Raw genomic sequence first — 21,205 nt, forward strand, 5'->3', positions numbered from 1 at the left:
CCCGGCGCCGGGCGGCCACTTTTCCTTGTCTCACGGTCACTTACGCTTGCGGATCTCCTCGGCGGCCTGCGGGACGATCTTGAACAGGTCGCCCACCACGCCGAAGTCGGCCAACTCGAAGATCGGGGCCTCGCCGTCCTTGTTGACAGCGACGATCGTCTTCGAGGTCTGCATGCCGGCCCGGTGCTGGATGGCGCCGGAGATGCCGAGCGCGACGTAGAGCTGCGGGGAGACCGTCTTGCCGGTCTGGCCCACCTGGAACTGGTGCGGGTAGAAGCCGGAGTCGACCGCCGCGCGGGACGCGCCGACGGCGCCGCCGAGCAGGTCGGCCAGCTCCTCCACCAGCTTGAAGTTGTCGGCGTTGCCGACACCACGGCCGCCGGAGACGACCACGCCGGCCTCGGTCAGCTCGGGGCGGGAGCCCTTCTGCTCGGCGACCCGCTCGACGACCTTGGCCAGCTTGTCGGTGTCGGTGACCGACACGGTGAGCTGCTCGATCGCCGGGCTCGCGGCGGCCGGGGCCGGGGTGACCGAGTTGGGCCGGACGGTGACCAGCGGCAGACCCTTGGTGACCTTGGACTTGACGATCGTGGAGCCGGCGAAGGCGACCTGGGTGGCGGTGCCGTCGGCGGCCAGGCCGACCACGTCGGTCAGGATGCCGTTGTCGAGCTTGACGGCGAGCCGGGCGGCGATCTCCTTGCCCTCCTGGGCGGACGCCAGCAGCACGGCGGCCGGCTGCACCCGCTTGACCAGCTCGGCCAGCACGGTGGCCTTGGGGGCCACCAGGTAGCCGTCGATCTCGTCACCCTCAGCGGCGTAGATCTTCTCCGCGCCATACTCGCCCAGCTTGGCGCTCAGCGCCTCGGCTGCGCCAGCGCCACCGAACACGACAGCGCTCGGGGTGCCCAGCTCACGGGCGAGGGTGAGCATCTCCAGGGTGACCTTCTTGACGCCGAATTCCTTGGTGGCTTCGACGACGACGAGAACCTCAGACATGTCCAGACCCGCTCTCACACGAACTTTTCGGTGGCGAGGAACTCGACCAGCTTGACGCCGCCCTCGCCCTCATCGGTGATCTTGGCGCCCCCGGAGCGCGGCGGACGCTTGGTGTGCTCGACGACGGCGCTGGTCGCACCGTCGAAGCCCACCTCGGTCGGTGCGACGCCGAGGTCGGCCAGGGAGAACGTCTGCACCGGCTTCTTCTTGGCCGCCATGATGCCCTTGAACGAGGGGTAGCGCGGCTCGTTGATGGTGTCCCACACGGAGACCACGGCCGGGGTGGAGGCGGTGACCACCTCGTAGCCCTCCTCGGTCTGCCGCTCGACGGTCAGCGTGGCGCCGTCGACGGTGAGCTTGCGGGCGCCGGTGAGCGCCGCGACGCCCAGCCGCTCGGCGATCATGTGCGGCATGACCTGCACCCGGCCGTCGGTGGACTCGGCGCCACAGATCACCAGGTCGGCGTTCAGCTGACCGAGGGCGGCGGCGAGCACCTTCGAGGTCGCCACGGCGCAGGAACCGTGCAGGGCGTCGTCCACCACATGCACGGCCTTGTCCGGGCCCATGGAGAGCGCCTTGCGGATCGACTCGGTCGCCCGGTCCGGACCCATGGTCAGGATGGTGACCTCGCCACCGTGCGCCTCCTTGATCTTCAGCGCCTCCTCGATGGCGTACTCGTCCATCTCGTTGATCACGTTGTTCGCCGAACCGCGGTCGACGGTGTTGTCGTCATTGCGCAGGTTGCGGTCCGCGCCCGAATCAGGCACCTGCTTGACGAGTACGACGATATTCATCGCGCTTCGACGACCCTCCTGTGTGGTGTTGCGATTGGCTCGCCCGGTTGGGCCGCAGCCTCGCGCGTCGGTCGACGCCCGGTCAACCGCGGGCTGCTGTGCAGTTGCCCACGACGCAATGTTACCTGCCAGTAGGTTGCGGCCACCGGGCACTCAGAGTGACACAGCTCACCGACACGCGGCGCGGTCAGGCCGGGTCGGCCAGCGCACCCCGGATCTGGTCGAGGGCGGCGGCCTCCGCCGGGGCCACCCCGTCGTGCGCGCGGGCCACCCGGTCCGCCGCGGTCAACACCACCGACCGGTACGCCTCGACGTCGGCCGGCGACTTCTCCCGCAGGATCCGCACCGCGCGGCCGAGCGCCGGCAACACCACCGACTCGATCTCCAGCTGGGAGTCCCGGGGCAGCCGGGGCAGCGGGCCGGTGGTCAGCGCCTCCTTGACCACCCCACTGGCATCGGCCAACGCGCCGGAGGCGGCGACGCTCTCCCGGATCACGCCCAGCATCCCCGGGTCGGCGTTCGAGACCAGGAAGACCGCGCCGAAGGCGCCCGTCTTGAGGGTCAGGCGCTCCTCGTCCGTCAACCGCTGCTCCATGATCACGGAGTGTAGACGTACGGGGTGGTGGTGGTGACCGGGACGAGGCCGAGTCGCTCCAGGATCGGCCGGCTGTCCTCGGAACAGTCGACCTGCAGCAGCGTCCGGCCTCGCTGGTCGGCCAGCCGGGCCCGGTAGGTGACCAGCGCCCGGTAGATGCCCCGGTGACGCCACTGCGGCAGGGTCGAGCCACCCCACAGGGTGGCGAAGCCGGTCTTCGCCGGGAAGCGCACCCAGCCGGCGCTCACCACCGTGCCGTCCGTCTCCGCCACCACGATGGTGATCGAGTGCGGGTCGGCGTCGACCTCCTTGGCCAGACCCCACACGAGGTGCGAGCGATCCTCCTGCCAGACCTCCTCCTCCATGGCGGCGATCCGCTCCAGGTCGGCGCGCGCGGTCACCTCACGAAGGCGTACCCCCTCGGGGATGACGGGCAGCGCGGCGGCCAGCGGCGCGACCGGCCCGACCACGACGGTCTCCCGGTCCTCCGGCACGAAGCCGGCGGCGCGCAGCCGGTCCGCCAGGTCCGCCGGTTCGTCGTGCCCGTTGAGCTTCCACTCGACCGACTGGCCGCGCTCGCGGAACAGCGCCACCTGCCGGGCGATCAGCTCGTCCAGCGCGTCGCCGGTCAACCCGCCCAGGTCGCGGTAGGTGAGGAACCCCCCGGCGTCGAGCCCGATGATCCGGACCAGCGGCCCGTCCCGCTCCACCGTCACCCCCGCCGGAACCGGGTCGGGGATATCCGGGCGGAGCTGGTTGTCGTAGGCGGTGCGCAGCGTGGTCACATCAAGATCCGTCACCACACCAGGCTAAGGCCCCGGGGAAGTGGATAATCTCCCAGCATGTGGGAGGTGATCAGGCGATGGTTCGACCCGGCCGAGGCGCGCGCCGTCGGTGAGACACCGGACTACCGGTTCTCGCTGGCCAACGAGCGAACCTTCCTGGCCTGGCTACGCACCAGCCTGGCGCTGGTCGGTGGCGGGCTGGCCGCCGCGCAGTTCCTGCCGCAGCTGCCGATGAGCCACCTGCGGGAGGTCATCGCGGTCGCGCTGCTGCTGCTCGGCGGCGCCGTCGCGATCCGCGCGGTGGACCACTGGGCGCGTACCGAACGGGCCATCCGGCTCGGCCAGGAGCTGCCCGCCTCCCGCTTCCCCGCCGTCCTCGCCCTCGCCGTGGGCGCCGGCGCGGTGCTGCTGGTCATCGCGGTGCTGGCGCGCGCGATCGGCGGACGGTGAGCGCCGGACGCGATCCCGGGCTGCAACCGGAGCGGACCCGGCTGGCCTGGCGGCGCACCCTGCTGACGCTGACCGTGGTGACCGCGCTCGCCGTCCGGTTGGCGTCGAACGGCGGCCCGTTCGGAGCGCTGATCGCCGGTGCGGCCGTCCTGGTCTGGGGCGGCATGCTCGTGCTCTGCTGGCCCCGCGGCACCGGCACGGGGGCGGCCCGCACCGGCGGCCGGACGTTGCCGCTGGTCGCGCTGGGCACCGTCGGGCTCGCGCTGCTCGGCGTGCTGGCGACGGTTCGCGGACTGTGGTGACGCGACGCGGTGCGCCATGATGGGTGCATGGCCCGGCTGTACGTTCTCCTCTTCCTGGTGCAGATTGTCCTCGCCGTCTGCGCGCTGATCAGTTGCCTCTCCGCCGAGGAGGGTCAGATCCGCGCCCTGCCCCGGATCGCCTGGGTGCTGATCATCCTGTTCTTCCCCCTGGTCGGCTCGATCGCCTGGTTCGTCGCCGGCCGGGAGCCCGACCCCGCGGCCCGCAGGGCGTGGCCGGCCGGCGGCGGCTCCACCGAACGGCAGCCGCGCCGCCCACTCGCTCCCGACGACGACCCGGAGTTCCTCCGCTCCGTGCAGGACCGCGCGCGTCAGCAGGACCAGGAACTCTTCCGTCGCTGGGAGGAGGACCTGCGCCGGCGGGAGGACGACCTGCGCCGCCGCGACGGTGAGCCGCCCCGTGAGGGTGACCGGCCGGAGGTGTGAGACGCAGCCCGGCCGGTACGCCACTCAGACTCGACGCCTGAGGCCGCGTACGGCCAGCGGCGCGAAGATCACCGCGATCCCGGCGCCCCACAGCAGCGTCTGGAGCACCGGGCCGGCCACCGGCCCGCCGACCAGCAGACCCCGCAGCGCGTCGGCCACCACGGTCACCGGGTTGACCTCCACCCAGTTCTGCAACCAGCCCGGCATCCGGTCGGTCGGTACGAAGATGTTGCTGGTGAAGGTCAGCGGGAAGATCACCATGAAGCCGAAGATCTGCACCTTGTCCGGTTCGCTCACCAGCACCCCGACCAGCACCGAGATCCAGGACGCGGCCAGCGTGAACGCCAGCAGCAGCGCGAACGCCCCCACCACGCCGAGTACGCCGTTGCCGACCCGGAAGCCGAGGATCGACCCGACGCCGAGCAGCAGCGCGATCGACCACGCCTGCTTGACGGTGTCGGCGAGGATCCGGCCGGCCAGCGGCGCCCACCGGGCGATGGGCAGCGCCCGCAGCCGGTCGAAGACGCCCTTGGTGAGGTCGTTGTTCAGCCCGAACCCCGTCGTCATCGTGGCGAAGAGCGCGTTCTGCACCATGATGCCGGGCAGCATGAAGGTGAGGTACTCGCCGGACGAGCCGGCGATGGCCGTGCCGAAGACGTAGGTGAACAGCAGCACGAACATCACCGGCTGGATGCTCAGGTCGAGCAGCTCCATCGGGTTGTGTTTGATCTGCACCAGGCTGCGCCAGGCCAGCGTGAAGGTGTGCCGCAGCCCGGCGGCGACGCTGAGTCGACGGGTCGGGGCGAGCGCGGGGCTGAGGGTCACGGCGCTCATGCCGGGGTCCTTTCCAGGTCGGTGTCGGCCGGGGCGTCCTCGGCCCGGTGGCCGGTGAGGGAGAGGAAGACCTCGTCCAGGCTCGCGCCGCGCAGCGCCAGCTCGGCGACCGGGATCTCGGCCGCGTCGAGGCGGCCCACCATGACGGGCAGCACGCGAGGGTCGTTCACCGCGACGGTGACCGCGCTCTGCGCGACCTCGGGGGTCACCCCGGCCACCTCGCCGGCGATGGCGACCACGGTGCCGAGATCGGCGACGTCGGCCGGGCGCACGGTGAGGGTCTGCCCGCCGATCTTCGCCTTCAGCTCCTCCGGCGTGCCCTGGGCGATCACCCGCCCGTGGTCGACCACGGCGATCTCGCCGGCGAGCTGGTCGGCCTCCTCCAGATACTGGGTGGTGAGCAGCACCGTCACCCCGTCCGCGACCAACGTGCGGACGATGTCCCACAGGTCGTTGCGGCTGCGCGGGTCCAGGCCCGTGGTCGGCTCGTCGAGGAACAGCACCTGCGGCCGGCCGACCAGGCTGGCGGCGAGGTCCAGTCGCCGCCGCATCCCGCCGGAGAACGTCTTCACGGCCCGATCGGCAGCATCGCTGAGCCCGAAGTCGTCGAGCAGTTGCCGGGCCCGCCGCTTGGCGTCGGCCCGGCTGAGACCGAGCAACCGCCCGATCAGCAGCAGATTCTCCGCGCCGGTCAGGGTCTCGTCGACCGAGGCGTACTGGCCGGTGAGGCCGATCAGCTGACGCACACGGTGGGCGTCGCGGACCACGTCGAAGCCGCCCACCGTGGCATGTCCCTCGTCGGCGCGCAGCAGGGTGGCGAGCACCCGTACCGCAGTGGTCTTGCCGGCGCCGTTTGGCCCGAGCAGACCGAAGACCGTCCCTGTCGGGACCGCCAGGTCAACTCCGGCGAGGGCGGTGGTGGCGCCGAAACGCCGCACCAGACCCTCGGCGCGGATCGCGTGGTCCATCGCAACTCCTGTCGTCTGCGGGTGATGACACCACCATGGGCGACAGGTCTGACATCCCGCCGTTCCCGCGCTGACGTTACGTCGACCGACGCTGACATTCCGCGTATTTAACTGCGGGAAGACGCCGCACCGCCGCCGCCCGCGAGGGGCGACGGCGGCGGCGGGTGCGACTCAGGCCAGGTTCGACGAGCGGGGGTACGCGTCGGTCGGGTCGGTGAGCACGTTGACGAGGTACGGCACTCCGGCGTCGAACGCCCGCTGCAGGGCCGGCTGAAGGTCGGCGGCCTTCGTGACCATCTCCCCCGCGCCGCCCAGCGCGCTGACCACCGTGTCGTAGCGCAGCTCGGGCTGGAGGTCGGCGGCGACGTCGTAGCCGTACATGGCCCGCATCGGGTGCTTCTCCAGCCCCCAGATGCCGTTGTTGCCGACGACGATCACCACCGGCAGCTTCTGCCGGACCAGCGACTCGACGTCCATCAGCGAGAACCCGGCCGCGCCGTCGCCCATCAGCACGCAGATCTGCCGGTCCGGGTGGCTGACCCGGGCGCCCATCGCGTAGCCCATGCCGGTACCCAGGCAGCCGTACGGGCCCGGGTCCAGCCAGGTGCCGGGCTGGGCCGGCTCCAGGTACCGACCGGCGTACGAGACGAAGTCGCCGCCGTCGCCGATGGTGATCGCGTCGCGGGCGAGCACCCGGCGCAGCTCGCCGTAGACGCGGGCCGGTCGGATCGGGTCGGTCTCGGCGGCCATCTCGGCGGCGTCGCGGGCGCGGGCGGCGTCCTCGGCGGTACGAAGGTCGGCGATCCAGCCGCTGTGGTCGGCCCGGTCACCGGCGTGGTCGGCCAGCGCGGAGAGGATCAGGCGCAGGTCACCGGCGGGGGCGACGGCCGGCTGCACGTGCGTGGCGCGCTGACTGGGGGCGTCGACGATGTGCACGACCTTGGCGTCGCCGAAGTCGCCGAAGCTGAGCCGGAAGTCCAGCGGCGTACCGACCACCACGACGACGTCGGCGCCGGAGAGCGCGGCGCGGCGGGCCTTGGCGAAGGCGAGCGGGTGCTCCGGGGGCAGGGAGCCGCGGCCCATCCCGTTGGTGAAGACCGGCACCTGCAACGCCTCGGCGGCCTCGCGCAGGGCCGCCACCGCGTCGCCCGCGTACACGTCCGAGCCGGCGATGATGACCGGCCGCTGCGCGCCGGCGATCAGCGTCGCGGCCCGGCTGACCTCGTCCGGGTCCGGTTCGACGGCGTCGACGCCGGACGGCGCGGGCAGGTCGGTCTCGGCGACCGAGAAGACCGTCTCCAGCGGGAAGTCCAGGAAGACCGGGCCCCGGTGCGGGGTGAGCGCGGCGGTGAGGGCGGCGCCCACCGCACGCGGGATGTCGTCGGTGCTGAACACCGTCTCGGCGTGCTTGGTGACCGGGGCGACCAGCGGCAGGTGGTCCATCTCCTGGAGACTGCCCGACCCCCACCGGAAGGCGGGTGCCCGGCCACCGAGCACCAGCACCGGGGACGCGTTGAAGAAGGCGCTGGTCATGCCCGAGATGCCGTTGGTGACACCGGGGCCGGCGGTGAGCACGGCGAGGCCGGGACGGCGCTGGAGCTTGGCCACCGCCTCGGCGGCGAAGACCGCGGACTGCTCGTGCCGGACGTCGTAGATCGGGAAGTCGGCCTTGTGCGCGGCGTCGTACAGCGGGAAGACGTGCCCGCCGGACAGCGTGAACATTTCCCGTACGCCGTGCGCGCGTAGTGCCGCGAGGGCCAGCTCTCCGCCGTGACCCTCGATCCGCTCCGTCATTCGCCGCTCCCCTTCGTCGCTCATGACCGAGGCCCCACGCTACTGGCCGGTAGGAACAATGTGAACCGTTCTCGGCTAATCGTCAGCGGCCGGTGAAGTCCGGCTTGCGCTTCTCGACGAACGCCGCCATGCCCTCGCGCCGGTCGTCGGTCGCGAACAGCGCCGCGAAGAGCTGACTCTCCCAGGCCAGGCCGGAGTTCAGGTCCATGTCCAGGCCGCCGTCGACCGCCAGCTTCGCCGCGCGCAGCGCCTGCGCCGGCCCATTGAGGTACGGCGTGATGAGCGCGACTGCCGCGTCGTACACCTCGGCGGCCGGGGCGACCCGGTCGGCCAGGCCGATCCGCAGCGCCTCCTGAGCGTCCACCATCCGCCCGGACATGATCAGATCCTTCGCCCGCGCCGGACCGACCAGGCGGGCCAGCCGCTGGGTGCCGCCCGCACCGGGGATGATGCCCAGCTTGATCTCCGGCTGGCCGAGCTTGGCGTCCTCGGCCACGACCCGCCAGTCGCAGGCCAGCGCCAGCTCGCAGCCCCCGCCGAGGGCGTACCCGGTGATCGCGGCGACCACCGGCTTGGGGATCCGCGCGATCGCGCCGAGCGCGCTGGACAGGGCCGCCGCCCGGTCGGCCATGTCCACGTAGGACATCTCGGCCATCTGCTTGATGTCCGCGCCCGCGGCGAAGACCTTCTCCCCGCCGTACACGATGACGGCACGGACCTCGGGGTCGGCGGTGGCCGCCGTGGCGGCGGCGCGCAACTCCTCCTGCACCTGGGTGTTGAGCGCGTTCATCGGCGGCCGCTCCAGCCGGATGGTGCCGATGCCGTCCCTGGTCTCCAGCCGAACGAACTCGCCCACGCTGCCCTCACTTCCTCGTCGAAGTCGCGTGCCAACCTTACGACCCGGCTCGTTGGGGTAAGTAGTGTGGTGTCAGCCCCGCGGGCGGGAGTCCAGCCATGATCACGTATTACGACGACAGGTCGGTGCAGGTCACCTCCACCGCCGTCCAGGTCGACGGCCGCAGCTACTCGCTGGCCGAGATCACCATGGTCTGGCACCGCCGGGGCAGCCGCTCCTGGCGGGTGCTGGTCGGGCGGGGCGCGCTCGGCGCCGCGCTGGCCGGCCCGCTGGTCGCGGCCGTGCTCGGCATCGGCCTGGCCGTCTGGCTGCACCGCTCCCCCACCGTGACGATCGCGATCGTCGGCGCCTCGGTGCTGGTCGGGCTGGCCGTCGGCCCGGTCGCCGACTTCCTCTTCGAACACCTGGACCGCTCGTACGCCAGGGGCAGCCGGCAGATGGAGATCTGGGCCCGCTGGCGGGGCCAGCCGGTGCGGTTGCTGCACACCGGCGACGCGCTGCGCTTCGGGCAGATCTACCGGGCGGTGCAGCGCGCGATGGAGCACACCCAGCCCGCCCGCCGCTAGCCCGCCTCCCTTCGCGGATCTTGGACAGTTTCCGTCAACCGCTGACGGAAACTGTCCAAGATCTCGTTCGGGATCGCGGCCGTTGTCGCCGCCGCGCAGGCGCGCGGGTTGCCTGTCGGTGGTTAGGCTTAGTGATGACCCTCTATTACCGGGACGACGCGGTGCAGGTGACCTCCGAGTCGATCCGGGCGGGCGGTCAGGTGATCGCCCTGCCCGACGTGACGTTCGTCTGGCACGAACGAGGGCAGAAGACCCTCGCCGTACGCGGCCGGGTGCTGGGTCGCGGTGTGCTGGTCCTGCTGCTGTCGCTGCCGCCCCTCGTCGCGCTGGTCTGCGTCGTCTCGCTGGCCTGGTCGGCACAGGATCGGGGCAACTGGCAGCTGGCGCTGATCATCCTGGCCGCCTGTGCGGTGGGGGCGCTGGCACTGGCCCCGTTCCTGGAGATTCCCCTCGGCTGGCTGGACCGCTCGTACGAGCGCGGCAGCCACGTGCACGAGCTGTGGGTGCAGCACCACGGTCAGGAGCACATGCTGCTGCGCACGCCGGACGCGCTACGGTTCGGGCAGATCTACCGGGCCGTGCAACGCGCCGTCGAACAGCAGGGGGACCATCGATGACCACCCGTCGCGGCGAGGCCGTCGCGCTCGCCGGGCTGCTCGCCACGGCCGGCGTCACCCACCTGCTGCGCCCCGGCTTCTACGACCCGATCGTGCCGCGTGCGCTGCCCGGGCCGGCCCGCTTCTGGACTTACGCCAGCGGGATCGCCGAGCTGACGGTGGCGGCGGCGGTGGCGCACCCCGCCACCCGACGGGCCGGCGGTCGGGCCGCCGCCGCGCTGTTCGTCGCCGTGCTGCCGGCCAACGTGAAGATGGCGGTGGACTGGCGGCACCGGCGGCCGTCGAAACGGGCCATCGCCTACGGCCGGGTGCCGATGCAGGTGCCACTGATCTGGTGGGCGCTGCGCGTCGCCCGCGCCGACCGCTAGACCCCACGCCGGGCGGAGCACCTGGTCAGCGCAACGGCAGGGTGGTGGCGATCGGCCAGCCCACCAGGACGGCGCCCACGAGGGCCGGCAGCCAGCGCGGGGTCGCGTACCGGCGCAGCACCGCCGCCCACAGCACGTGCCAGCCGAGCAGCACGGCGAACAACGGCACCACCAGCAGCACGAACCCGGGTGCCGGGCCGAGCACCGCCGACGTGCTCAACACGAGCACGGTGACCGCGACGACCAGCAGGCGACGCCAGGTCCGGCCGGCCGCGACCTGCTCGACGCCCAGCAGGAACAGCAGGCACGCGGCGATCACGACCGGGAGCAGCCACCAGCGGGCACCGACCGGCAGCGCCGAGGTCAGTCCGAGGTGGATCGGCAGTGCCACGGCGAGAATCGCGTACGCCGTCAGCGCCAGCGCCGCGACCGCGGTCCGTGCCGGCGTACGACGACCGGTCCCGTCGACGGCCACGCCGGGCGCTCGCGTCGCGGCGGGCAGCCAGCGTTGGCCACCGCCCACCAGTACCCCGCTGACCAGCAGGAAGCCCGTGACGTAACCGCCGACCGCGAGCGGGAGACGGTTGGTCGGCAGGACGGCCGCGACGGCCGCCGCGAGACCGCTCGCGAGGACGGCCAGCCCGAGCAGGGCGAGACCACGCAGCGGCGCCCCGCCTCCCGCCGACGCCGTTCCCCCGCCGGCCCGCCGGCCCAGGAGCAGGGCCGCCAACGGGACGACGCCGACGGCGAACGCGAACACCAGCAGCCCCGCCCCGGCGAGCCGGACGAGCGGTCGGGGCGACGCGGCCCCGTCGACGCTGGGCAGCCAGTCGGCGATCTCCTCGTGGGTACGCGGGGCGAAGAGCACCGAGATGTGCTCCACACCGGGCACCACCACCGCTGGCCGTCGGCCCACCGCCGCCCCGCGCCGCACGGCGTCGTCGGCCGCGCGCCGGAACGCGGGGAACTCCGCGCCGCCGACGATGAGCAACAGCTCCGCCGGGTGGCCCGGAGGCAGTTCGCCGGCGTCGGGCAGCGAGATCGCCACGGTCCGGGCGATCTCCGGGTGCCCGGCCGCGTACCGGGTCACCGCGCCCGCGCCCATCGAGTGTCCCACCAGCATGATCTGGGCCGGGTCCACATCCGGCTGGGCGCGCAGGTATCCGACCGCGGCGTCCAGGTCGGCGGCGAGCGTCGCGGGTGGCATGTCGGCGCCGAGTCGGGCCGGATTCGCGCCGTGCCCGGCGAAGTCGAACAGCAGCGCCACCGCTCCCCGGCGGGCCACGGTGTCGGCGATCGGGCGCATCAGCCGCGCCGAGCCGGCGAATCCGTGCGCGATCACCACGCCGGGCCGCCGCGCGTCAGGTGTCGGCGGGCCGGCGCGTACCTCGGTCATCGGCACGCCGCCGACGGTGACCTGCCGCACGGAGAGGCCGGCGTCCGCGCGGACCAGCACCGCCGTGCCGAGCGCGGCGGCCAGCGCCGCGAGCACGGCGAGCAGGACGGCCGCCCGGGTGCTCGGCGGGTGGTGCGGCGAGGGGGCCGACATGCCGGCACCCTACCGCCGCAGGCCGCGCCGACGGTCGCCCGCGAGCGGTTGTGGCGGGGCCGACGCACACTTGGTCCCATGGCGATTCCCCTCCCCACACCGACCGCCGTGGTCGGCCTGACCCGCTCCGCCCTCGACCAGGCGCTCGGCTCGGCAGCCTCGTTCGCCGCCGTGCCCGCCCGCGCGTTCGCGGTGCTGGACGGGGTGGAAGCGCTGCTGGCCAGGATCAACGGCGTGGTGGATCGGATCGAGACGACCCTGGACCGGACCGATGCGGTGCTCACCGACGCCGAGGCGGCGGTCCGCGAGGTCGCGGTGATCAGCGCCGCCGCGACCACCGCCATCGACACCGCCAGCGAGGTGGCGACGGCCGCCGCCGTGGTGGTCACCGAGGCCGAGAAGGTCGCGCACGTCGCCGGCACGGTGGTCACCGAGGCCGAGGCGGTGGCCGGCAGCGCCGCGGTCACCGTGGGCACCGCCGCGCAGGCGGCGACCACGGCGGCGGAGTTGCTGGCGGCGTACGAGCCGGCGCTGCGGCGGGCCGCGCCGATGACCGGGAGGTTCGTCGAGGAGCTGAGCCACGAGGAGATCACCGCGGCGATCCACCTGATCGACGAGTTGCCCAAGCTCAAGGAGCACCTGACCGCCGACATCCTGCCGATCCTCGCGACGCTGGACCGGGTCGGGCCCGACCTGCACGACCTGTTGGACGTCACCCGTGACCTCAAGCTCGCCGTGGCGGGCATCCCCGGCCTCGGCATGCTGCGGCGACGCGGCGAGAAGCTCAGCGACGAACCCGCCGGCTGAACCCACGCCCCGTCTGGCGGGCCGTAGCCGGATCAGCAGTCGCAGGTGATCGTCGCCCTCGGTGCGGTCAGATCGTCGACGGGACGCCGGGTCAGCCCGTTCTCCGTCTCCACCGGCAGCCCCTCCCGTACCCAGTACTCGAACCCGCCGAGCATCTCCTTGACCGGAATACCGAGCCGGGCGAACTCCAGCGCCGCCCGGGTCGCCCCCGTTGCAGCCCGGCCCCCAGCAGTAGGTGACCACCGCCGTACCCGTGGGGATCAGGCCAGGTGCCCGGGCGGCGATCTCGGCGGTGGGCAGGTGCACCGCTCCCGGCAGGTGCCCCTGCGCCCAGCCGGTCACCCCCCGGGGAGTCGACCACCACGAGCCCGGGGGTACGGGCGGCCAGGTCGGCGTGCACGTCACTGACATCGGTCTGGACGCTGAGTCGGGCGAGAAAGTGGGCGGCTGCGGCGTCCGGAGCGGCTGGCGGGACGGCGAAGGTGAAGGTCATGACACTGATCGTGGCCGTGCCCGGCGGCCGGGACGAGTGGCGGGAACGACGTCCTGCGCTAACATCCCGCCATGCCGAACAGTGCGCGCCGGCTGCCGACGCCGCGACAGCCGGCCGCCGGTCACCGCGTCGCCGTGCTCGCGTACCCGGGAATGCCGGTGTTCGAGACCGGCATCGTCACCGAGGTGTTCGGGCTGCCCCGCCCCGAGTTCGACGTCGACTGGTACGACCTGGTGATCTGCGCCGAGAAGCCGGGGCCGGTCCCGGTGGTCGGCGGAGTCAGCCTGCACACCCCGTACGGCCTGGCGGAGCTGGCGGCGGCGCGGACGGTGATCGTGCCCGGCGTGCCGGACGTGACCGCCGACCCGTCGCCCGCGCTGGTGGCCGCGCTGCGCAGGGCGCACACGCGCGGTGCCCGGATCATGTCGATCTGCTCGGGCGCGTTCGCGCTGGCCGGTGCCGGGCTGCTGGACGGTCGGCGGGCCACCACCCACTGGCGGTACGCGGAGCTGCTGGCGCGGCGGTACCCGCGCGTCGAGGTGGACCCGGACGTGCTCTACCTCGATGACGGCGACCTGCTCACCAGCGCCGGCAGTGCCGCCGGACTCGATCTCAGCGTGCACGTGGTGCGGCGTGACCATGGCGCGGCCATCGCCAACGCGGTCGCCCGCCGGTTGGTGATCCCTCCGCACCGCGACGGCGGACAGGCCCAGTTCGTCGAGGCGCCGGTGACCGCCGACCCGGGCGACGACCGGATCGCCGCCAGCATCGAGTGGGCGCTCGCGCACCTCGCCGAGCCGCTGAGCATCGCCCGGCTCGCCGGGCGGGCACACATGTCACCGCGCACCTATCTGCGGCACTTCACCCGAGCCACCGGGACCAGCCCGATCCGGTGGCTCATCGACCAGCGGGTCCGGGCCAGTCTGGCGCTGCTGGAGGAGACCGAAGCCCCGATCGAGCAGATCGCCGGCGCGGTGGGCTTCGACACCCCGGTCACCTACCGCCACCACTTCGGGCGGATCATGCTGACGTCACCGTCGGCGTACCGGCGGGCCTTCCGGACGGGAGCCGGCCGGCCGGCGTGACGTGGCCGGGCGCGTCGACGTCGCGGCGCTCGCCGACGGGTCAGCCCGGCGCGTACAGCGCGTCGATCTCGGCGCGTTGCGGCAGTGCCACCGAGGCGCCGAGCTTGCGTACGCAGGCCGCGCCGGCCGCCGCCGCCCAGCGCACCGCGTCGACGACGTCCCGCCCCTCGCCCCAGCCGACCGCCAGCGCGGCCGTGAACGCGTCGCCGGCCGCTGTGGAGTCGACCACGTCGACCCGGACCGCGGGCACGTGCACCTCGGCACCGTTGCGGTCGACGTACCAGGCGCCCGCGTCACCGAGGGTGAGCACGGCGCGGGGCACCAGGTCGAGCAGCGCACGGGGCTCCTCCCGGCCCCGACCGGTGAACGCCTGCGCCTCGCCCTCGTTGACGACCAGCAGGTCCACCGCCCCGAGCAGCTCCGGTGGGAGGTCCCGGGCCGGTGCGGCGTTGAGGATCACCCGGGTGCCGGCGGCCTGGGCGGCCAGCGCGGCGGCGGTCACCGTCTGCACCGGGATCTCCAGCTGGGCGACCAGGACGTCCGCCCCGCGTACCGTCGCCAGTTCCTCGTCGGTGAGGCCGACCAGCGCGTCGTTCGCGCCGGGGGTGACCAGGATGGCGTTCTCCCCCTGCGCGTTGACCATCACGAGCGCCACACCGGAGGTGCCGTAGACCACCCGCAGGTGGCCGGTGTCCACGCCGGCCGCCGTGATCCGGGCCCGCAGCGTCACGCCGAACGCGTCGGAGCCGATCGCGCCGAGGAAGGCGCAGGAGGCGCCGGCCCGGACCGCGGCGATGGCCTGGTTGGCGCCCTTGCCACCGGGCACCATCACGAATTCGGTGCCGAGCATGGTCTCGCCCGGCCGGGGCAGCGACGGCGCCATCGCGACCAGGTCCATGTTGGCGCTGCCCACCACCGCCACCCGGGTCTGCGACACGGTCACCCGCTCAGGCGGCGCGCGCGGTGTAGCGGTCGCCGGACCGCTCGACCACCAGCGGCAGACCGAACGTCTTGGAGAGGTTGTCGCCGGTCACCGTCTCGGCGAGCAGACCCTGGGCGACGACGGCGCCCTCGCGCAGCAGCAGCGCGTGGGTGAACCCGGGCGGGATCTCCTCCACGTGGTGGGTGACGAGCACCATGGCCGGGGCATCCGGGTCGTACGCCAGCTCGGCCAGCCGGGTGACCAGGTCCTCGCGGCCACCCAGGTCGAGCCCGGCGGTGGGCTCGTCGAGCAGCAGCAGCTCCGGGTCGGTCATCAGTGCCCGGGCGATCTGGACGCGCTTGCGCTCGCCCTCGGAGAGGGTGCCGTAGCGGCGCTCGGCGAGGTTGCCGACGCCGAGCTGGCTGAGCAACGCCCGGGCACGCGCCTCGTCGCCGCGGTCGTAGCTCTCCCGCCAGCGCCCGACCACCGACCAGGCGGCGGTCACCACCACGTCGCTGACCTGTTCGTCGGCGGGCACCCGCTCGGCGAGCGCGGCGGTGGAGAGCCCGATGCGGGTACGCAGCTCGTTGACGTCGGTGCGGCCGATCCGCTCACCGAGCACGTGCGCGACGCCGGTGGTGGGGTGCAGCCGGCCGGCGGCCAGGTTGAGCAGGGTGGTCTTGCCCGCGCCGTTGGGGCCGAGCACCACCCAGCGCTCGTCCAGCTCGACCCGCCAGGTCAGGTCCTGCAGCAGGGCGGTGCCGGAGCGGCGTACGCCGACGCTGTCGAGGCTGACCACCAGATCCGGGTCCACGGGTGCGGCGGCAGGCGCGGCGCCGGCAGCGGCGGGGATCAGGTCACCAGTCACCCGACCATCCAACCACGCAGCCCCGTGGCGCCCCCCACGGGCGGCGCCCCGGCCATAGGGTGAGGCACCGTGTCGTTGATCACCACAGCCGGAGGACGACCCATGCCCGATCGAGGTACGGAGCCGAGCGGATGAGCGCGGTCATCGAGATCGAGGGTCTGCGCAAGACCTTCCACAGCGTGCGCCACGGCAAGAGGGTGGCGGTCGACGGGTTCGACCTGCTGGTCGAGGCCGGGCAGATCCACGGCTTCCTGGGGCCCAACGGCTCCGGCAAGACGACCACGCTGCGCGCCCTGCTCGGGCTGGTACGCGCCGACGGCGGGCGGATGACGGTGTTCGGCGAGCCGTCGCCCGAGCTGCTGCCCCGGGTGGCCGGTCGAGTCGGCGCGATCGTGGAGAGTCCGCAGTTCTTCGGCAACTTCACTGGGCGCCGCACGCTGCGGCTGCTGGCGCGCGCCGGTGGGGTGTCGATCTCCCGCGTGGACGAGGCGCTGGAGCTGGTGGGCCTGCGCGACCGCGGCGACGAGCGGGTGAAGGGTTACTCGCTGGGCATGAAGCAGCGCCTCGCGGTGGCGTCCGCCCTGCTGAAGGATCCGCAGCTGCTCATCCTGGACGAGCCGGCGAACGGCCTCGACCCGGCGGGCATCCGCGAGATGCGCGACCTGATGCGGTCGCTCGCGGCGGCCGGGGTGACCGTGCTGGTGTCCAGCCACATCCTGGGCGAGATCCAACTGATCTGCGACCACGTCACGATCATCTCGCGCGGGCAGCGGGTGGCGGCCGGCCGGGTGGACGAGGTGCTGGCGGGTCACGACCGGCACGAGTTCCTGGTCCGGGTGGCCGAGCCGGTCCGTGCCGCCGAGCTGCTGCACGCGGCGGAGCTGACGGCTGCCGTCGAGGGTGACGCGCTGGTGGTGAGCGGGGCGACCGATCCGACGGTCATCAGCCGGGTGCTGGGCGAGCAGGGGCTGTGGGTGAGCGAGCTGACGCCGCTCCGGCCCGATCTGGAGAGCGTCTTCCTGGAGCTGACCGGCGCCGGCGAGCATCCGTCGGTGCCCCGCCAGGTCGACGACTGGGCGCCGCCGTCCGGCGCCGACGGCGCCATGATCGATCTCGACGTACGGGGAGTGGACGCGTGAACCTGGTCCGGGCCGAATTGGAGCGGCTGTTCGCGCGCCGCTTCGTGCAGCTCATGGTCGTCCTGCTGGCGCTGGCGTTCGCCGTCACCGCAGCGACCACCCTGGCCGGCTCGCACCGGCCGACCGCCGACGAGCTCAGCTCGGCGCGGGCGCAGGCCATCGCGGCGCGGCAGAACATGGAGGCCACCCACCAGCAGTGCCTGGCCCGGCAGGACGCCGGGATCTCGCCCGACGACACGGGCGACTACTTCCCGGACGACTGCTCGGAGCTGGACCCCATCCGGCAGGACCGGTTGCCGATCGCGGCCGACTACCTGCCCGGGGTGTTCAGCTTCGCCCAGCAGGCCCGCCCGCTGCTGTATTTCCTCATCGCGTTCCTGGTGCTGTTCGGGTTTCTGGTGGGCGCCTCGTACATCGGGGCGGACCTGAACTCCGGTGGGGTGGTGAACCTGCTGCTGTGGCGGCCGCGTCGGCTGACGGTGCTCGCCACGAAGCTGGGCACCCTGCTCGGGACGGTGTTGGCGCTGGCCGTGGCGGCGTCGCTGGTCTACCTGGCCACCTTCTGGGTGATCGGGCAGACCGCCGGGCTGGCCGGCCAGCTCAGCGGTGACTTCTGGCGCTCGCTGGGCGCCGTCCACGGCCGCGGCCTGGTGCTGGTGCTGTTGGCCACCGCCGTGGGCTTCGCGATCGCGACGCTGGGCCGGCACACCTCGGCGGCGCTCGGCGCGGCCGCCGCGTACGCGGTGGTCTGGGAGCTGGGCGCCCGGCTGGTGCTGGAGATCGTCGATGCCCGACGGCCGGACCAGTTGATGCTGTCCAGCCACATCGGAGCGTGGCTCAACGGCGAGGCCCGTTTCTGGGACGCGCAGCGCTGTCGGGGCAACAGCGGCAACGGCTACTGCGAGGGCTTCTACAGCCTGACCTGGGGGCCCGCGCTGGTGGTGCTGCTCGTGATCACCGGCGGGTTGACCATGGCGGCGTTCGCCGTGTTCCGTCGCCGCGACCTGATCTGACGGACGCTCCGGGCCGCCCGCGCGAAGGGGGCGGCCCGGTCGTTCACCGCGCGACGCCCGGCAAGAGCTTGTAGCTCGACGGGCTGCGGTGAAATATTCCTTCACATGACCGCCCCAGCGGGCTCAGCCGACGGTGGAGCCGAACACCTCGTCGCGGACGGCGTCCAAGGCGGTGCGCAGCGCGCCGCGCAGGATCGGCTCCTCGGTGAGGCCGGTGGGCACCACCCGTGGCCGGACCAGGGTGATGGCCGCGACCTCCCGCTGCACCCGGTCGGCGAGCGCTTCCCCGCCGGCCTGGCCAACCTCGCCGGCCAGCACGACCAACGGCGGGTCGAGCACCACGCAGGTGCTGGCCACGCCGAGCGCGAGCCGACGGGCCAGCTCGTCGAGCATCGGGCCGCCCGCAGCGCCGTCGGCGACGGCCGCGCGGACGGCCTCGGCGGCGTCGGTGTCCGGGTAGCCGTGCTCGCGGGCCACCGCGCGGACCGAGTCGCCGCCGATCACCTGCTGGAAGGCCGGCTTGGCACGCCGCGAGACGTCGCGCGGGATCGGCGCTCCGGGCACCGGCAGGTAGCCGATCTCGCCGGCCGCGCCGCTGCTGCCGTGGTGCAGGCGACCACCCAGCATGATCGCCAGGCCGACGCCGGCGCCCACCCAGACGAGGACGAAGTCGGCCACGCCCTGTGCCGCGCCGGACTGCGCCTCGGCCACCGCGGCCAGGTTGACGTCGTTCTCGAAGACCACTGGCGTGTGCAGGTCGTCGCGCAGCGCGGCGAGCAGACCGCTGTGCCAGCGCGGCAGGTTGAAGGCGAAGGTGATGTCGCCGGTGTGCGGATCGACCAGGCCCGGCGTGCCGAGCACGATCCGGCGGACGCTGCTGAGCTGCGCCTGAGCGCTGCTGGCGGCCTGCACCACGGCGTTGTGCACCACGCCCACCGGGTCGTCGGTGTCCCGCGTCGACTGCTCCACGCGGCCGATGACGGCGCCGGTGATGTCGGCGCAGGCGGCCACCACGCGGTCCGGCCCGACGTCCACCCCGACGACGTGGGCGCTGCTCGGACGCACCGCATAGAGCTGGGCGTTCGGCCCTCGCCCGCCGGCCTGCTCGCCGACCCGGCTGACCAGGCCGCGCTCCTCCAGCCGCTCGACGAGTTGCGAGGCGGTGACCTTGGACAGCCCGGTCAGCTCGCCGAGCCGGGCCCGGGTGAGCGGCCCACGCTCCAGGAGCAGTTCCAACGCCGCGCGGTCGTTGAGCGCCCGCAACAGGCGGGGGGTGCCGGGCAGCCGGGTCGCACTCATGCCACGTCCTCTAGTTTTAGTAAACTTTGCTAACTGTAAACCGACCTGCGAACGGGTAGCCGTAGCGTAACGGCCACCCCGAGGCAGAGTGCTCGGCCGACCCGGCAGGGCGACGACCACCGCGGGTACGACGTTCGTGCCCGGGGGACCGAAGGGGGAGATCACGTGGGGCTCGATCCAGGACTGCGTCGGCTCGCGCTGGGCACGCTGCTCGCCGCGTACCCGGGACCGGTCCCGCCGGACTGGGCGGTCGACCTGGTGGCCGACGGGCTGGCCGGGCACACCCTGTTCGGCACGAACGTGCACGACCCCGCGCAGGTGGCGGCGGGCACCGCCGCGCTGCGCGCCGGCCGGGCGGACGTGCTGATCGCCATCGACGAGGAGGGTGGCGACGTGACCCGGCTGGCACATGCCACCGGCAGCCCGTACCCCGGCAACGCCGCACTCGGCGCGGTCGGCGACGTGGCGCTGACCCGACAGGTCTACCAGTCGATCGGCGCCGAACTGGCCGCGCTCGGCATCACCGTCAACCTCGCCCCCACCGTCGACGTGAACACCGCCGACGACAACCCGGTGATCGGCACCCGCTCCTTCGGCGCCGACCCCGTCCGGGTGGCCGCCCACTCGGCCGCCGCCGTGAGCGGCCTGCAGTCCGCCGGCGTCGCGGCCTGCGCCAAGCACTTCCCCGGCCACGGTGCCACCAGCACCGACTCCCACCACGAACTCCCCACTGTGGACGTACCGCTGGAGTTGCTGCGCCAGCGGGACCTGCCGCCGTTCGCCGCGGTCGTCGCCGCCGGGGCGCGTGCCGTGATGACCGCGCACATCCGGGTGCCGGCGCTGACCGGTGACGACCCGGCCACCTTCAGCCGGGCCGTTCTGGTCGACCTGCTGCGTACCGAGTACGGCTTTACCGGCACGGTGATCACCGACGCGCTGGAGATGAAGGGGGCCGCGGTGGCCGCCGGAGGTGTCGGGCCGGCCGCGGTCCGGGCCCTGTCGGCCGGCGCCGACCTGCTCTGCATCGGCGCGAAGGTCGACGCCGCGCTGGTCGAGCGGGTGGCCGCCGAAATCGTCGAGGCGACCGCCGACGGTCGGCTGCCGATCGCCCGGGTCGAGGAGGCGGCCGGCCGCGCCGCCGCGCTCGCCGCCTGGACCCGGGCCGCCGGCGGGTCACCGACCGCCGCGGACTCCGATCTGGGGTACGCGGTGGCACGCCGGGCGGTGCAGGTGGAGGGGATGCTCACCGGCCTGGATGAGCCGCTGGTGGTGCAGTTGCACACCGAGTCCACCATCGCCGAGGGACGGGTGCCGTGGGGCCTCGGCCCGCACCTCGACGGCACGCGGGAGATCCGGGTGATCGCCAGCGAGACCGACCCGGCCACGCTGCGCGGGTTGGCCGGGGATCGTCCCATCGTGCTGGTCGGACGGCACCTGCACCGGCTGTCCGGCGGCCCGGAACTGATCGCCGACCTGGCGGCCCAGCACCCGGTGACGGTGGTGGAGATGGGCTGGCCGGCCCAGTGGCGCCCAGTGGGCGTACGCGCCTTCGTCACCACCTACGGCGCGAGCCACGCCAACGGCCGCGCGGCGGCCGAGGCCCTCGGCCTGGCTCACTGAGCCTCGACGCCGTCCGGTCGGGCGCCAGGGCTCGACCGGAC

General features: G+C 73.3%; 24 protein-coding genes. 11 read left to right on the forward strand and 13 right to left on the reverse strand.

All coding sequences use genetic code 11. The annotated features are described in order from the left end of the window. Nucleotides 1-36 precede the first annotated feature (36 nt). From AB0J68_RS07170 to AB0J68_RS07185, 4 genes are all read right to left on the reverse strand, one after another. Nucleotides 37-996: an electron transfer flavoprotein subunit alpha/FixB family protein gene (locus AB0J68_RS07170; protein ID WP_363936828.1), complete on the reverse strand. Its 960-nt coding sequence runs from the start codon at nt 994-996 to the stop codon at nt 37-39. A 14-nt stretch (nt 997-1,010) separates the two neighbouring features. Then, entirely contained in the window at nt 1,011-1,790 is a 780-nt protein-coding gene (locus AB0J68_RS07175; protein ID WP_344357351.1) for an electron transfer flavoprotein subunit beta/FixA family protein, read from the reverse strand. Nucleotides 1,791-1,977: 187 nt separating this feature from the next. Further along, nucleotides 1,978-2,391 carry a hypothetical protein gene (locus AB0J68_RS07180; RefSeq protein WP_355133249.1) on the reverse strand — a complete coding sequence of 138 codons (414 nt, stop codon included), beginning with the start codon at nt 2,389-2,391 and terminating at the stop codon, nt 1,978-1,980. Beyond that, complete coding sequence (locus tag AB0J68_RS07185; protein WP_363936830.1) at nt 2,388-3,185, reverse strand: GNAT family N-acetyltransferase; 798 nt, start codon at nt 3,183-3,185, stop codon at nt 2,388-2,390. The genes AB0J68_RS07180 and AB0J68_RS07185 overlap by 4 nt, the downstream gene beginning before the upstream one ends. Nucleotides 3,186-3,227: 42 nt before the next feature. Between AB0J68_RS07185 and AB0J68_RS07190 the strand changes: the two genes are divergently transcribed. From AB0J68_RS07190 to AB0J68_RS07200, 3 genes are read left to right on the forward strand one after another with little or no spacing between them, the layout of a single operon-like run. Beyond that, nucleotides 3,228-3,620, forward strand: a complete 393-nt coding sequence (locus AB0J68_RS07190) for a DUF202 domain-containing protein (protein ID WP_354855211.1) — start codon at nt 3,228-3,230, stop codon at nt 3,618-3,620. Next, nucleotides 3,617-3,922 carry a DUF202 domain-containing protein gene (locus AB0J68_RS07195; RefSeq protein WP_363936832.1) on the forward strand — a complete coding sequence of 102 codons (306 nt, stop codon included), beginning with the start codon at nt 3,617-3,619 and terminating at the stop codon, nt 3,920-3,922. Before AB0J68_RS07190 ends, AB0J68_RS07195 begins: the two co-directional genes overlap by 4 nt. Before the next feature lie 27 nt (nt 3,923-3,949). Further along, nucleotides 3,950-4,366: a PLD nuclease N-terminal domain-containing protein gene (locus AB0J68_RS07200; RefSeq protein ID WP_355066969.1), complete on the forward strand. Its 417-nt coding sequence runs from the start codon at nt 3,950-3,952 to the stop codon at nt 4,364-4,366. Nucleotides 4,367-4,390: 24 nt separating this feature from the next. Here the strand turns inward: AB0J68_RS07200 and AB0J68_RS07205 are convergent, their stop codons facing one another. The 4 genes from AB0J68_RS07205 to AB0J68_RS07220 all read right to left on the reverse strand — a co-directional run bounded on the left by AB0J68_RS07205 (nt 4,391) and on the right by AB0J68_RS07220 (nt 8,818). Further along, the gene (locus AB0J68_RS07205; RefSeq protein ID WP_355066968.1) at nt 4,391-5,200 is read right to left on the reverse strand and encodes an ABC transporter permease; all 810 of its coding nucleotides are present in this window, start codon (nt 5,198-5,200) and stop codon (nt 4,391-4,393) included. Continuing rightward, entirely contained in the window at nt 5,197-6,168 is a 972-nt protein-coding gene (locus tag AB0J68_RS07210; RefSeq protein ID WP_354855207.1) for an ATP-binding cassette domain-containing protein, read from the reverse strand. Before AB0J68_RS07210 ends, AB0J68_RS07205 begins: the two co-directional genes overlap by 4 nt. A gap of 171 nt (nt 6,169-6,339) precedes the next feature. Beyond that, on the reverse strand, nt 6,340-7,962 hold the full coding sequence (locus AB0J68_RS07215) for an acetolactate synthase (RefSeq protein WP_355066967.1): 1,623 nt from the start codon (nt 7,960-7,962) through the stop codon (nt 6,340-6,342). 82 nt (nt 7,963-8,044) lie between these two features. Further along, nucleotides 8,045-8,818, reverse strand: coding sequence for an enoyl-CoA hydratase-related protein (locus AB0J68_RS07220; protein ID WP_363936837.1), 774 nt, complete (start codon nt 8,816-8,818; stop codon nt 8,045-8,047). 98 nt (nt 8,819-8,916) lie between these two features. Between AB0J68_RS07220 and AB0J68_RS07225 the strand changes: the two genes are divergently transcribed. From AB0J68_RS07225 to AB0J68_RS07235, 3 genes are all read left to right on the forward strand, one after another. Next, nucleotides 8,917-9,384 (forward strand): DUF6232 family protein, encoded by a 468-nt coding sequence (locus tag AB0J68_RS07225; protein WP_363936839.1) that lies wholly within the window; start codon nt 8,917-8,919, stop codon nt 9,382-9,384. A gap of 134 nt (nt 9,385-9,518) precedes the next feature. Beyond that, nucleotides 9,519-10,001, forward strand: a complete 483-nt coding sequence (locus tag AB0J68_RS07230; RefSeq protein WP_234581355.1) for a DUF6232 family protein — start codon at nt 9,519-9,521, stop codon at nt 9,999-10,001. Next, nucleotides 9,998-10,369 (forward strand): hypothetical protein, encoded by a 372-nt coding sequence (locus AB0J68_RS07235; RefSeq protein WP_363936841.1) that lies wholly within the window; start codon nt 9,998-10,000, stop codon nt 10,367-10,369. The genes AB0J68_RS07230 and AB0J68_RS07235 overlap by 4 nt, the downstream gene beginning before the upstream one ends. A 25-nt stretch (nt 10,370-10,394) precedes the next feature. Here the strand turns inward: AB0J68_RS07235 and AB0J68_RS07240 are convergent, their stop codons facing one another. Next, nucleotides 10,395-11,918, reverse strand: a complete 1,524-nt coding sequence (locus AB0J68_RS07240; protein WP_363936844.1) for an alpha/beta fold hydrolase — start codon at nt 11,916-11,918, stop codon at nt 10,395-10,397. A gap of 78 nt (nt 11,919-11,996) precedes the next feature. Here AB0J68_RS07240 and AB0J68_RS07245 point away from each other — a divergent pair, with 78 nt between their 5' ends. Next, nucleotides 11,997-12,725, forward strand: a complete 729-nt coding sequence (locus AB0J68_RS07245) for a hypothetical protein (RefSeq protein WP_354855201.1) — start codon at nt 11,997-11,999, stop codon at nt 12,723-12,725. 32 nt (nt 12,726-12,757) lie between these two features. On the opposite strand, the gene AB0J68_RS07250 is transcribed toward AB0J68_RS07245, so the two are convergent. Beyond that, a complete protein-coding gene (locus tag AB0J68_RS07250) occupies nt 12,758-12,880 on the reverse strand; it encodes a hypothetical protein (protein ID WP_363936847.1) in 123 nt (40 codons plus the stop codon). Nucleotides 12,881-13,289: 409 nt separating this feature from the next. On the opposite strand from AB0J68_RS07250, the gene ftrA reads away from it, so the two are divergent. Beyond that, a complete protein-coding gene (gene ftrA, locus AB0J68_RS07255) occupies nt 13,290-14,303 on the forward strand; it encodes a transcriptional regulator FtrA (protein WP_363936848.1) in 1,014 nt (337 codons plus the stop codon). A gap of 40 nt (nt 14,304-14,343) precedes the next feature. Here ftrA and AB0J68_RS07260 read toward each other — a convergent pair whose 3' ends face one another. Then, nucleotides 14,344-15,240 carry a ribokinase gene (locus AB0J68_RS07260; protein WP_354855218.1) on the reverse strand — a complete coding sequence of 299 codons (897 nt, stop codon included), beginning with the start codon at nt 15,238-15,240 and terminating at the stop codon, nt 14,344-14,346. Between the two features lie 10 nt (nt 15,241-15,250). After that, on the reverse strand, nt 15,251-16,093 hold the full coding sequence (locus AB0J68_RS07265) for an ABC transporter ATP-binding protein (RefSeq protein ID WP_363936850.1): 843 nt from the start codon (nt 16,091-16,093) through the stop codon (nt 15,251-15,253). 131 nt (nt 16,094-16,224) lie between these two features. On the opposite strand from AB0J68_RS07265, the gene AB0J68_RS07270 reads away from it, so the two are divergent. Together AB0J68_RS07270 and AB0J68_RS07275 are read left to right on the forward strand one after the other, a co-directional pair. Beyond that, entirely contained in the window at nt 16,225-17,232 is a 1,008-nt protein-coding gene (locus tag AB0J68_RS07270) for an ATP-binding cassette domain-containing protein (protein WP_363936853.1), read from the forward strand. Further along, nucleotides 17,229-18,245, forward strand: a complete 1,017-nt coding sequence (locus tag AB0J68_RS07275) for an ABC transporter permease subunit (RefSeq protein ID WP_363936855.1) — start codon at nt 17,229-17,231, stop codon at nt 18,243-18,245. Before AB0J68_RS07270 ends, AB0J68_RS07275 begins: the two co-directional genes overlap by 4 nt. 123 nt (nt 18,246-18,368) lie before the next feature. Here the strand turns inward: AB0J68_RS07275 and AB0J68_RS07280 are convergent, their stop codons facing one another. Beyond that, nucleotides 18,369-19,544 carry an ROK family transcriptional regulator gene (locus tag AB0J68_RS07280; protein WP_363936857.1) on the reverse strand — a complete coding sequence of 392 codons (1,176 nt, stop codon included), beginning with the start codon at nt 19,542-19,544 and terminating at the stop codon, nt 18,369-18,371. A gap of 165 nt (nt 19,545-19,709) precedes the next feature. On the opposite strand from AB0J68_RS07280, the gene AB0J68_RS07285 reads away from it, so the two are divergent. Continuing rightward, nucleotides 19,710-21,164 (forward strand): glycoside hydrolase family 3 N-terminal domain-containing protein, encoded by a 1,455-nt coding sequence (locus tag AB0J68_RS07285; RefSeq protein WP_363936859.1) that lies wholly within the window; start codon nt 19,710-19,712, stop codon nt 21,162-21,164. Nucleotides 21,165-21,205: the final 41 nt, after the last annotated feature.

Origin of the sequence: Micromonospora sp. NPDC049580 (assembly GCF_040675595.1) — a bacterium.
In the GTDB taxonomy this organism is placed as follows: Bacteria; Actinomycetota; Actinomycetes; order Mycobacteriales; family Micromonosporaceae; genus Micromonospora.